The sequence below is a fragment of the Mesorhizobium sp. M7A.F.Ca.AU.002.02.1.1 genome (assembly GCF_003998535.1).
GTDB classification, from domain to species: domain Bacteria; phylum Pseudomonadota; class Alphaproteobacteria; order Rhizobiales; family Rhizobiaceae; genus Mesorhizobium; species Mesorhizobium ciceri.
In genome coordinates, this window is the sequence record NZ_RZPB01000106.1 from 1 (window position 1) to 12,194 (window position 12,194).

Sequence of the window (12,194 nt, forward strand, 5' to 3'; positions counted from 1 at the left end):
CACCGACGGTCGTCACCCGTCACGGCAAAAGAGAGGCTGTCGTAATCAGCTATTCGGAGTACGAACGCCTTTCCCGTGTGCCGTCGCTGGGTTGGCTGCTCACAAACTCGCCCCTGGAGGAAGCTGACCTGCCAGCGCGAAGCCGAAAGCCCGCACGGGCTCTGCGCGATCCGGCGTTCTGACATTGTACCTTTTGGACACGAATGTCGTCAGTTTGCTTGCCCCTTCAAAACGCAGGACGCCCTCCGATGAGAAACTAGCGGCCTGGATAGTCGAGCGATCGTCCGACCTTTGGCTCTCCGTAATCACCTTGGCCGAGATCGAGGACGGCATCGCGAACGCCAAGCGAACCGGTGCCACCAAGAAGGCGGGCGCGCTCGCTGAATGGTGGGGAGAAATCCGTCACTACTACAGTAGCCGCATCCTCCCTCTTGACCTCGAAACGGCAACAATAACTGGGCAACTCATGACAGTCGCTCGGGCCGCTGGCATCTCACCAGGTTTCGAGGACATCGCTATTGCTGCAACAGGCATGCAACACGATCTGATCGTGCTCACGGACAACGAGAAGGATTTCAGGCCGCTCGGCATTCGGCATCAGAATCCGTTCATCGGGCTTCCAGAATAGGCGGACGGCGACCGATGGGCGCCTCCAGCATGACCATGCGATGACGTAGGCGGGGTTATGCGACGCTGGGCGAGTCTGATGGCGGTGCACCGGACTTCCTGGATCGACCAGCGGCCAGCGTATATTTGTGCCCCTTCAAGGTTCATAGGCCTTTGCCTATGGGCTGTCCAGGTTGTTTGCTTCAAAGGCCCAACGCTGACAGGGCCTTGGACGTGAGGTGAGAGCTTCATCGTCATTGAATACCTTTCTCATCGACGTCCAACGAGACGGTAACAATCAGTCATCCACCCACCTTGACGCGGGCGTGCCGCCCAGCGGATGTCGGGCTGATGTGCGCCGACGGAACACGTGTCCTCGACCGTCACTTCTGGCGAGCGGCATCGCCATCATTAGTGATGGAACGGAAAAGAAACCATTCAGCGTCAGACTACCGCTTTTCGACGCACCTTTTTCGAACACGTCGGAACGAGCGCTTGTCGCGCAGCCCACGATGCCCCCATTGGTGAATCGGATCCATGAAGAGTCTGACAATACGCCACCGCATCCTCGTCAGTTTCGCTGCCGTTCTGGTGGTCATGTCCGTGATCGCCGTCATCGCGTACGCCTGGTTTCTTCAGGCGGGGCAGGAGGCGACTGAGGTCGAGAAGGGCATCCTTCCAGACCTCTATCACAGCACCGCGATCATGATGGGCCAGATGACGGCCCATAGTCTGCTTCAGGAATATGCCCTTCAGGACAACCCATCGGATAGAAGCACGCTTGAAAGCGCGATCACGACCAATCGCGACCAAGTGCAGCGGTCGATGGGCGACTATGAAGCAACAATCGTCTCCGACATCGACAAGCAGAATTATGCAGTCGTCAAAGAACTCGCCAACCAATTTCGTCTGGCTGAAACTGCTTTGCTGGACACAAGCCGGGCTGCCTTGTCGAAAGGTGAAACTCCCAATGAAAGCCTGGCCATCAAGAACACCGTAGAGCCGATCTTTGTAAAGTTGCAGTCCGCTCTGCAGGCCATGGTTGAGGATCACAGAGGCGAGGCAAACAGCGCGACGCAGCGGATCAGCTCGATCGTTAGAACGGCCGAAGTCGGTTTGAGCGTTGGCTTGTTGATAGCCCTCGGACTAGCCCTTCTTTTGGGTTACCAGCTGTTTCGCGCCATTACAGGTCCGCTCACTCGTTTGGTCAACGCGGTTCAATTGATGCGGCAAGGCGACTTCAGCGAACGCCTCGATCTGAGGCGCCGAGACGAATTCAGCGTGCTTGCCGACGGCTTCAACGCAATGGCGGACGATCTCACAACCCTCATTGGTCAGGTTCAAAGGTCCAGCATACAGGTCGGCACATCGATAACTGAGATCGCCGCCACCTCCAAGCAACAGCAGGCAACTGCGACTGAAATCGCAGCGACCACAACAGAAATCCGCGCGACAGCCAAGGAGATCTCCGCCACGTCAAACGAGCTCGTCCGCACGATGAACGAGGTCTCGACAGTTGCCGAGCAAACTGCTGCCGTCGCCGGCGGAGGGCAAGCGGGGCTAACCCGTATGGAAGAAACCATGCAGCAGGTCATGGAAGCGGCCGGCGCGATCAATTCCAAACTCGCGATCCTGAGCGAGAAAGCCGGCAGCATCAATCAGGTGGTGACGACCATCACCAAAGTGGCCGATCAGACGAACCTTTTGTCGCTCAACGCTTCCATCGAGGCAGAGAAGGCCGGCCAATATGGCCGGGGCTTTGCAGTGGTGGCGACGGAAATCCGAAGGCTCGCGGACCAGACGGCTGTCTCCACATACGATATCGAGCAGATGGTCAAGGACATCCAGTCGGCAGTCGCGGCCGGGGTGATGGGCATGGACAAGTTTTCCGAACAGGTCCGCCGGGGTATGCAGGAAATCCAGCAGGTCGGCGGGCAACTCTTCGAGATCATTCAGCAGGTTCAGGGGCTGGTGCCACGTTTCGAAGTCGCCAATGAAGGCATGCAAGCGCAGGCGACCGGCGCGGGGCAGATCAGCGACACGCTAACGCAGCTGAGTGAGGCAGCTCAGCAAACAGTCGAATCCCTTCAGCAATCGACGCTCGCGATCGACGAGCTCAATCAAGTCTCAGGCGGCATGCGAAGTAGCATTTCGAGGTTCAAGCTGAGAGCGTAGCGAGCCGGCAGTAGGGGGTGACAATGCTATTTCTCGCCTTCAGCATGGGTCCGGATCGCTACTTGATCGATGTCCACCAAATTGAAGAGGTGCTGCCTCGTCTCGATGTGAAGGTCCTGCCGGGTGCGCCAACCGGTGTGGTGGGTCTGGTCAGCTACAACGGAATACCCATCCCGCTGATCGATGTTACTCTTCTTGCGCTTGGCCGGCCGTCGGAGCGCCTATTGAGCACCCGGATCGTTGTGACGCGCTATCACGCGCATGATGGCGAGCAGCGCCTGCTGGGACTGATCGCGGAACGGGTGACGGATACGCTTGAGCGAGACCCTGCCGACTTCGCGCCGTTCGGACTTGAACCAGGAACCCCGCCCTATCTTGGGCCGGTGGCTTCCGATGGTTCGGAGATCATTCAGTGGGTCAAAGTGGCATCGCTGCTTTCGGAAGAGATACGTACCGCATTGCTCCGCCAGGCCGCGACGGGTGATCAATGACCGGCGCAATTGAAAAGCTCCTGACGGAAACCATCGGACTGGACAGTGCCAGCGTTGGTCCGACAGTGGTCCGTCAGGCGGTCAGAGATCGGATGGCAGCATGCCGGATAACCAACGCTCAGACCTATAAGGAACACTTGACCGGTTCCTCGCAGGAGTTGCAGGAGTTGATCAATGCGGTGGTGATCCCGGAGACCTGGTTCTTTCGCGACCGAGAAGCGTTCACCATGCTGGCGCGGCATGCGCGCGTGCACAAGCGTGCTCAGCCGATTAAAGTCCTGAGCCTGCCATGTTCAACCGGCGAAGAGGCCTATTCGGTCGCCATGGCCATGTTCGATGCCAGCTTTGAGGCGCACGAGTTCAAGATCGATGGTGTGGACGTCAGCAGCCGCAATATCGCGACGGCTGAACGCGCGATCTATGGGCGCAATTCGTTTCGCGGCAGCCATCTCGAATTCAAGGATCGCTATTTCGAAGCGGCCGAGAGCGGGTTGCGTCCTACAGCTGCGGTGCTGAAACAGGTTCGGTTCAGGGTAGGAAACCTGTTCGGCTCTCGCGCGTCTTTCGGGCAAGAAGTCTATGACATCGTGCTTTTCCGCAATCTGCTGATCTATTTCAATCGAGAGCTGCAGGATCGCGCGTTGATCTGCCTGAAGGACCTACTGGCCAAAGACGGACTCCTCCTGGTCGGTCCGGCGGAAGCAGCTCTTCCAAGGTTGCATGGCTTTATTTCCGCTGAATGGCCATTGGCCTTTGCCTTCCTGAAATCGGAGCCCGTCAAGACCACGGCGCCGACAGTTTCGGCCGCCATCCCGGTGCCGACGCCAACCCCGAAGGTCAACAAGAGCAAGCCTCTTCTTCGGCCCCGACCGACAATTGGCAATGAAGCCCGTGGACAGGCGCCGGCCAAGCCGCTTGCAAAGGCCTCGGAAAGCCTCATCGCGGTTGAACGGATCGCCAATGCAGGACGGGTAAAGGAGGCACAGGAGGTCGCCCTGGCGCATCTCAAGGAATTTGGTCCTTCCGCGCAAATCTTCTACTTGCTGGGCCTCGTCCAGGATGCGGATGGCGCAGCACCCCAAGCCGCGCAAAGCTATCGCAAGGCGCTCTATCTCGCGCCAAATCATCGAGAAGCTCTCATCCATCTGGCTTTGCTGCTTCGCAAGCAAGGCGACCATAACGGCGCCGAGGCCCTGGCTGGCCGGCTAGGCCGGGTCCAGAAAAGGAGCGGCAGCTGATGGCGGCTTCGACAGGGATCGCTCAGCCGTTGGAGCAGATTGAAATCGACGACTGCTGGCGGCAAATAGGCGTACGGGGTGACAAGTCATGTCCGCTGCTGGAGCAGCATCTCCACTGCCGGAATTGCCCGACCTATAAGAAGATTGCACGACACCTCCTCGACCGTGCGGCTCCCTCGGTATATCGCGACGAATGGCCTGGTAACGCTGGTCGAGCAGGGATCGATCCGGCCGACGGCGAGGCGCTGCAGACGGCTGTTCTCTTCCGTTTGGGGGAAGAATGGCTGGCCCTTCCGGTCGGTATTTTTCATGAAGTGGCTGAATCTCGTCGCGTTCATTCACTTCCACATCGCAGAAACCGTGCACTGCTCGGTATTGCGAATGTCCGTGGTGAATTGCTCGTTTGCCTGTCCCTGGCTGAATTGCTCGGGATAGACGAGCGCAAGGAGGGGGAGCAAAGCACGCGAACCAAGGTATTTCGCCGCCTGGTTGTTGTGGGCGAGCGCGACAAGCGGGTTGCCTTTACGGTTGATGAGATCCACGGCTTACATCGCTATCGGGCACGCGACACTCTCGCTGTGCCACCCACGATCGACAAGGCGCTGTCTGCGGCTACTAATGCCGTTCTGCCCTGGCAGGGACGGGCCGTTGGTTGTCTCGACCCAGAACAACTGCTCACGATGCTGGCTCGGAGCATGGCATGACAGATGAGGACTTCAGCCAGGTTTCGATGCTCAGCCTCTTCCAGGCCGAACTGGAGACGCAGTCACAGGCACTAACGTCTGGGCTTCTGGCACTGGAACGCAATCCTGTCGCCGCCGATGCCCTGGAAGCATGCATGCGTGCCGCACATTCCCTGAAGGGAGCTGCCCGAATCATCGACCTGATGCCCGCGGTCAAAGTTGCAAATGCGATGGAAGATTGCCTGGTCGCCGCGCAACGTGGGCATCTGAGAGTGGGACGGGAGCATATAGATGCGCTCCTGCAAGGCTGTGACCTTTTGAAATTGATCGCATCAGGATCAGCGAGCGAGCGCGCCAACTCAGAAATCGAAAGCTTTCTCGCGAAGTTTGAGGAATTGTCCCCCCCCGAGGCGAAGCCCGGGGCCCAAGATTTTGCAGTTGATTTCGCCACTCCTGATCATGCCCAGGATCAGCTGGCGACGACCTCTTCAGCGAATCTCCTCGTTGGGACGCCACCGCAAACCCACGGCAGCATTGGCTCTGATAGAATGGTTCGGGTGACGGCAGACAGCCTGAACCGATTGCTCGGGTTGGCTGGCGAGTCGCTGATGGAAGCTCGGCGGCTCAGGCCATTCGCTGACGGGCTACTGCGACTGAAGCGACTTCAATCGGACCTCGCAAGTGCGTTCGACAACCTTCACGCAGTGCTGCCGCCGGGTTCAAATGATGCGGCCGCAGTGGAGGCGCTGGCTGAAGCCCAGCGAAAGCTTCGGTTGAGCCAAGCGTTCCTGGCGGAGCGTCTCGATGAATTGGATTCAGTGGATCGCAAAGCGACCGATCTTGCCAACAGATTGTACGACGAAACGTTGGCGAGCCGGATGCGGCCTTTCGAGGACGGCGTGAGACACTACGCAAGAACGGTCCGCGACCTCGGTCGTACCCTTGGCAAGCGGGCGCGACTGGAGATCGTAGGCGGCTCGACCGGCATCGACCGCGATATCCTCGAGCAGCTCGATGCCCCCTTGGGGCATCTTTTGCGCAACGCTGTAGACCATGGGCTTGAACCGCCTGAGGAGCGCCTCGCGATGGGGAAACCCGAAGAGGGGCTGATCAGGCTCGAAGCGAGGCACAATGCCGGGCTGCTGCAGATAGCCGTGGTGGACGACGGCAGGGGGATCGAGATCTCGAAGCTGCGCGAGGCTGTCATCGCCCGACAGCTTGCGACCAGGGAAAGTGCTGACACACTCAGCGAAACCGAATTGCTCGCATTCCTGTTTCTGCCAGGCTTTTCGATGAAAGCGGGCCTTACCGACGTGTCCGGCCGTGGTGTGGGACTCGATGCGGTGCAGGCGATGACGAAGGAGGTCCGCGGAATCACGAGCGTTTCCTCGGAATTTGGTCGTGGAACCCGGTTTCAACTGCAGCTGCCGCTGACGTTGTCAGTCCTGCGCACACTACTCGTCGAAGTCGATGGGGAGCCCTATGCGTTTCCACTCGCCGCCATCTCCAAGACAATGAGATTGCAGCGGATGCAGATCAACCTGCTGCAGGGCCGACCGCATTTTCGCTTGAACGATCGACAGATCGGGCTGGTGACCGCGCGCGAAGTGCTGGATCGAGGAGAGTCCGGATCGGAACCGGACGAACTCTCGGTTGTCGTCGTGGATGCAGGTCGGGGCGATGCATACGGCCTGATCGTTGACCGTTTTCTCGGGGAACGCGAGCTGGTGATCAGACCTCTCGATCCACGGTTTGCCAAGATCAAGGACATCAGCGCAGCGGCCCTGATGGAAGACGGTTCGCCAGTTCTGATCTTCGACGTCGATGATCTGATCCGATCGGTGGAAAAACTTGCATCGTCTAGCGGATTTAGGGCTGTTGGGCGCGCTGCGGGCGGTCCCGAACCGAGCAGACGCAAGCGCGTGCTCGTGATTGACGATTCACTCACGGTCCGCGAACTCCAGCGCAAGATGTTGGGCAATCACGGTTATGATGTCGAAGTGGCGGTCGACGGGATGGACGGATGGAATGCCGTCCGGTCTGGTCCTTTTGATCTTGTCGTCACTGACATAGATATGCCGCGCATGGATGGCATCGAGTTGGTGAGCTTGATCAGAAAGGACGCCCATCTCAAGAACACACCCATAATGATCGTTTCATACAAGGATCGGGAAGAAGATCGCTCGCGCGGGCTTGACGCCGGTGCGGACTATTATCTGACCAAGAGTACCTTTCAGGACGAGGCGCTGATCCATGCGGTCGTGGACATGATTGGCGAGGCGACTGAATGAGATCGAAATTGGAAGCCAACGAATGAGAATCGGCGTAGTCAACGACATGCCGATGGCGGTTGAGCTTCTGCGCCGGCTGGTCTTGTCGACCGGCGAACATCAGGTCGCATGGGTCGCGACCAATGGGCGTGAGGCGGTCGAGGTCTGCAGACGTGATCTGCCGGATCTGATACTCATGGATCTAGCGATGCCAGAGATGGACGGCGTGGAAGCGACGCGCAGAATCATGGCGGAAACCCCGTGCTAAATCCTGCTGGTGACCGCCAGTATCGAAGCCAACCTCGTCGGTGTCTACGAAGCAATGGGTCATGGCGCGCTTGACGCGGTCGATATTCCGTCAGTAGGCATCGAAGGTAACGCGTCCTCGCAATCCGCACGGCTTCTAACGAACAAGATTGCGACGATCGGCAAGCTGATCGGTGATGCGCCGGCCAAGACAAAAAGGCGGATGTCACGTGACGCTGAGCCGACACCTCGACGCTTAATTGCAATCGGCGCCTCCGCGGGCGGGCCGGCCGCCGTTGCCGCCGTCCTGAGTGCGTTTCCCGTTGATTTTGACGGCGCGATCGTGCTCGTCCAGCATCTCGATGCTCAGTTCGTGCCGGGGCTTACTGATTGGCTGGGACAGCATACGCCTCTCCCGATCCGTCCGGCGCGGGAAAAGGATAGTCCTCAAGCGGGCACTGTTCTCGTAGCCAGTTCTGCGGATCATCTGGTTTTCAAGTCAGCTCAACAACTTGGCTATACGCCCAGCCCCAAGGACAATTTTTATCGGCCGTCCGTTGATGTGTTCTTCGGAAGTGCGGCGCAATGGTGGCCTGGCTCTGTGATTGGTGTCCTGCTCACAGGCATGGGCAGGGATGGCGCGCGCGGGCTAAGACAGCTCCGCGACAAAGGGCATCTCACGATCGCCCAGGATCGAGCAACCAGTGCAGTCTATGGCATGCCGAAGGCCGCCGCCGAAATCGGCGCGGCTGTTGATATTCTTCCTTTGAGTGCGATCGGCTCACGTATAATCGAAGCCTGCGAGCGCTCCACGTGAAAGGGCTCGTCCGATGACGCAAGAACCAGAGCTGGTCCCGCCACTCACAGACAACTATTCATCCATGGTTCTGCTCATCGATGATCAGATCATGGTTTGCGAGGCGGTCAGGCGCGCTCTAGCCAACGAACCCGATATTTCCCTACACTTCTGCACCGACCCGTTGAGAGCAATGACAGTCGCGGATGAGGTAAAGCCAACCGTTATCCTGCAGGATCTCGTCATGCCCGGCGTCGATGGGCTGCATCTGGTGCGAGAATACAGGAAGCATGCGTCGACACGCGCGGTCCCAGTCATTGTGCTGTCGAGCAAGGAAGATCCAGCCACCAAGGGCGAAGCCTTTGCTGCGGGAGCGAACGACTATCTCGTCAAACTGCCGGATCGTATCGAGCTGATTGCACGTATTCGATATCACACTCGGGCTTATCTGGATCACGTCCAGCGAGACGCGGCATACCGAGCGCTAAGGGAAAGCCAGCGACAGCTGATCAGTGCAAATCTCGAGCTTGAACGTCTGACGCGGATCGATGGCCTGACGGGCCTCGGCAACAGGCGCTATTTTGATGAATATCTGGCGGCCGAATGGAAGCGCGCTTTTCGCGCACAGTCCCCATTGTCGCTGTTGATGATCGATGCCGACAACTTCAAACGATACAACGATACCTATGGCCATATGGCCGGCGATGAGGTGCTCAAGCAAATCGCCCGCGTAATCCAGAGCGGTTCCGGACGCTCCACCGACCTAGCTGCGCGGTACGGAGGCGAAGAGTTCGTGGTCGTGCTGGTCGACACTTTACTGGAACAATCCAGTGCGATCGCAGAGCGGCTCGTCCAGGGCGTGCGGGAGTTGAACATACCCCACGGCCCGGATCGTGTGACCATCAGCGTCGGCGTTGCAACAGCGGTGCCCACCGCGGACGAGACGCCAAATGATTTCGTCAATGCTGCCGATTTGGCCCTATTTCGTGCCAAATCGGAAGGACGAAATCGTGTCGCGGTTCATATGTCCCGCAGCTAGACAAGCTCAACGTACTTCTCAGGCTAAGATGGAACTTTCTGAGCGTACGTTGAACGCGCCTGGGCTCGCCCGGCCTTCAAGAAGCTCTATGCCGACCAGCTCGCTTACTTTGCGGCTGGAGCTCGAACCCATCGTTAATGACCGCTGGGCGTCCGGTTCTGGGTGGGAACGTGCCGGTTCGCCTGATCGCTCGAATTTCTGCTTTTGGGATTCCGCTGGGGCCAGCTCAACGGCTGACTTGAGTCGCAAAGCGGAATATCGGCATCGCGCCGCGATGGTTGAGATTCAATCGCGGCTCAATGCTCGCCGGAGAGCACCGAAGCGAATGCGATATTGCGCCGGCGTCACCCCGACCTTGCGGCGGAAGAGACGCCCGAAAAAACTCGCATCCTCATAGCCGACTTCACTCGCCACCGCTTCGACCGGGAGATCGCCGGTCTCCAGCATCTGCTTGGCTTGCTCGAGCCTGAGCGCGTGGATGTAGTCGATTGCCTTCATTTCCGTGGCCTTGGCGAAGCGGCGCACGAAGGAGCGCTCGGACAGGCCTGACAACTTGGTCATGGCGGCGACGGGCGAGGGCGTCCGGTAGTTGCCTTCGGCCCATTTCTGGCAGCGGTTGATCACCGCGTCGTCGGTCTGGCGAAAGCGCATCAGCGCGGCGAAGGGCTGCTGGCCCATGTCGTGCCACTGCAGCATGTAGACCTTGGCGACCTGCATCGCCTCCTTGAGGCTGACGAAGCGCGCGATCAGATATAGGGCGAGATCCTCCCAGCTCGAGCCGCCCCCGGCCATGACGATGCGGTGGGCCTCGCCGGTCAGCACGAGTGACTGGCCCGGCTTCACCTTAACGCCGGGATAGTTGTTCGTGAGCGTCTCGACATAGCCCCAGTGAATGGTGGCATCGCGATTGTCGAGTAGCCCGGCCTCGCCGAGCAGCACCGCGCCCGAACAAGCGCTGGCCAGCATGGCGCCGTCGTCATGCGCTCGCTTCAGCCATGCGGCTTCGGCGTCATACTGCCCGGCGACGCTTTCTCCCGGATTGACGAAGAAATCTGGAATACAGACGATGTCGGGTGGCGGGCAATCGGCAAGGCTGTGATCTGGGCGCACCCAGATGCCGTTTGCAGCGCGAAACGGGCTGCCGTCCCCAGCAACCACATAGGGCCGCATGCGCGGCGTGCCCGCCGCACCGCTGGTTATGAACAGGAAATCCCTGCCGGGCGAGGAAAACAGGTCGAACATGCCGTAGATCGTGGAGGCGGTAGCCTCCGGAACGGCAAGGATCGCCACATTCAATGGGCCGATCTGTTCAACCATGGCAGAAATGACCGCCTTTCAGCATTTTCGACTTTAGCGGCCGTGCCCGCGCCGCGCTAGCGTGTGTGAAACGAGGAGACCGCCACATGGCCGCCACCGCTACCCTTGCAGCATCGAGCATCGAAAGCTTCCGTTCCATCATGCGCGGCGAGGTGCTGGAGCCGTCGAGCCCATCCTATGACACGACGCGGATCGTCTGGAACGGCATGATCGACCGACGTCCCGCTCTCATCGCGCGCTGCCGGAGTTTTGCCGATGTCGAGGCGTCGGTGAATTTCGCGCGCGAAGAGCGGCTGGCGATCGCGATCCGCTCGGGAGGCCACAATGTTGCAGGCTACGCCGTCTGCGACGGCGGCCTGATGATCGACATGTCGCTGATGAATGGCGTGCGGGTCGCGCCCGGCCTCGATCGTGTCTTCGTTGAGGGCGGCGCTATTTGGGCCGATGTCGATGCGGCCACCACCCCGCTTGATCGCGCCACGCCGGGCGGCCTGATTTCGGGGACGGGCGTTGCCGGCCTGACTCTTTCCGGCGGCATCGGCTGGCTGCGCGGCAGCCACGGCCTCAGCGTCGACAATCTGCTGGCGGCCGATCTGGTGACCGCCGATGGCCGCCTCATCCATGCCGACGCGACCCAGAACCCGGATCTCTTCTGGGCGCTGCGCGGCGGCGGTGGCAATTTCGGCGTGGTGACGAGCTTCGAGTTCAAGCTGCATCCGATCGAGCCGGAGCTGATGTTATGCGGTCCGGCCTATCCCGAAGAGCGCGCCAACGAGATCATTCCACTCTGGCGCGACTTCATGCAGACCGCACCCGATCGCCTGAGCGGCCTAGCGGAATTCTCCACGCTGCCGAACGATCCCTCGATTCCCGAGCGTGCAAGGGGCCGGCGCGTCCTGGCGCTTGCGCATGTCTATGACGGACTGGCCGACGAGGGCGAGCGGGTCGTGGCGCCCTTACGCAGTTTTGGAGCACCGCTTGTCGATTTCAGCGGGCGCATGCCGTATCGCACCATCCAGTCGCTCTATGACGGCCTGTTCCCGAAAGGCCGCGACCGTTGCTACTGGAAATCCACCTACCTCTCGCGCCTCGACGACGAGGTTATCGGGGAGATCACCGCGCGGATGGCGAAGCGGCCCTCCGAAATGACCTTCGCCTCGATCTGGAAGTTCGGCGGTTTCGTCCAGCGCGTTGCAGCCGATGCCACTGCCTTCGGTGACCGGTCCATGCCCTTCATGCTCAGCCTCGACGCCATCTGGCCAGGCGCTGATGAGGACGACGCGAACATCAGCTGGGTTCGCAGCTTCTGGCAGGACGTGCAGCGCTACTCGAC

12 protein-coding genes are annotated in these 12,194 nt (G+C 59.7%); 11 read left to right on the forward strand and 1 reads right to left on the reverse strand.

The window, feature by feature from the left end; genetic code table 11:
• The 10 genes from EN879_RS09540 to EN879_RS09585 all read left to right on the forward strand — a co-directional run.
• Positions 1-182 (forward strand): type II toxin-antitoxin system prevent-host-death family antitoxin (locus EN879_RS09540; RefSeq protein WP_127274023.1); only part of this gene is annotated, 182 nt, incomplete at its 5' end.
• An 11-nt stretch (positions 183-193) separates the two neighbouring features.
• The gene (locus EN879_RS09545; RefSeq protein ID WP_338101684.1) at positions 194-628 is read left to right on the forward strand and encodes a type II toxin-antitoxin system VapC family toxin; all 435 of its coding nucleotides are present in this window, start codon (positions 194-196) and stop codon (positions 626-628) included.
• A gap of 515 nt (positions 629-1,143) precedes the next feature.
• Positions 1,144-2,781, forward strand: a complete 1,638-nt coding sequence (locus EN879_RS09555; RefSeq protein ID WP_063170492.1) for a methyl-accepting chemotaxis protein — start codon at positions 1,144-1,146, stop codon at positions 2,779-2,781.
• 23 nt (positions 2,782-2,804) lie between these two features.
• The gene (locus EN879_RS09560; protein ID WP_063170493.1) at positions 2,805-3,272 is read left to right on the forward strand and encodes a chemotaxis protein CheW; all 468 of its coding nucleotides are present in this window, start codon (positions 2,805-2,807) and stop codon (positions 3,270-3,272) included.
• Positions 3,269-4,510 carry a protein-glutamate O-methyltransferase CheR gene (locus tag EN879_RS09565; RefSeq protein WP_063170494.1) on the forward strand — a complete coding sequence of 414 codons (1,242 nt, stop codon included), beginning with the start codon at positions 3,269-3,271 and terminating at the stop codon, positions 4,508-4,510. The genes EN879_RS09560 and EN879_RS09565 overlap by 4 nt, the downstream gene beginning before the upstream one ends.
• Positions 4,510-5,214, forward strand: a complete 705-nt coding sequence (locus EN879_RS09570; protein WP_063170495.1) for a chemotaxis protein CheW — start codon at positions 4,510-4,512, stop codon at positions 5,212-5,214. The genes EN879_RS09565 and EN879_RS09570 overlap by 1 nt, the downstream gene beginning before the upstream one ends.
• Positions 5,211-7,484: a hybrid sensor histidine kinase/response regulator gene (locus tag EN879_RS09575; RefSeq protein WP_127274024.1), complete on the forward strand. Its 2,274-nt coding sequence runs from the start codon at positions 5,211-5,213 to the stop codon at positions 7,482-7,484. The genes EN879_RS09570 and EN879_RS09575 overlap by 4 nt, the downstream gene beginning before the upstream one ends.
• Before the next feature lie 22 nt (positions 7,485-7,506).
• On the forward strand, positions 7,507-7,731 hold the full coding sequence (locus tag EN879_RS40550; RefSeq protein ID WP_281034586.1) for a response regulator: 225 nt from the start codon (positions 7,507-7,509) through the stop codon (positions 7,729-7,731).
• A gap of 9 nt (positions 7,732-7,740) precedes the next feature.
• A complete protein-coding gene (locus tag EN879_RS09580) occupies positions 7,741-8,526 on the forward strand; it encodes a chemotaxis protein CheB (protein WP_281034587.1) in 786 nt (261 codons plus the stop codon).
• 64 nt (positions 8,527-8,590) lie between these two features.
• Positions 8,591-9,544, forward strand: a complete 954-nt coding sequence (locus tag EN879_RS09585) for a PleD family two-component system response regulator (protein ID WP_281034234.1) — start codon at positions 8,591-8,593, stop codon at positions 9,542-9,544.
• 285 nt (positions 9,545-9,829) lie between these two features.
• Here EN879_RS09585 and EN879_RS09590 read toward each other — a convergent pair whose 3' ends face one another.
• Entirely contained in the window at positions 9,830-10,861 is a 1,032-nt protein-coding gene (locus EN879_RS09590) for a helix-turn-helix domain-containing protein (RefSeq protein ID WP_063170499.1), read from the reverse strand.
• Positions 10,862-10,947: 86 nt separating this feature from the next.
• On the opposite strand from EN879_RS09590, the gene EN879_RS09595 reads away from it, so the two are divergent.
• Positions 10,948-12,194: FAD-binding oxidoreductase (locus EN879_RS09595; RefSeq protein ID WP_164774359.1), on the forward strand; the 1,247-nt coding region annotated here is incomplete at its 3' end.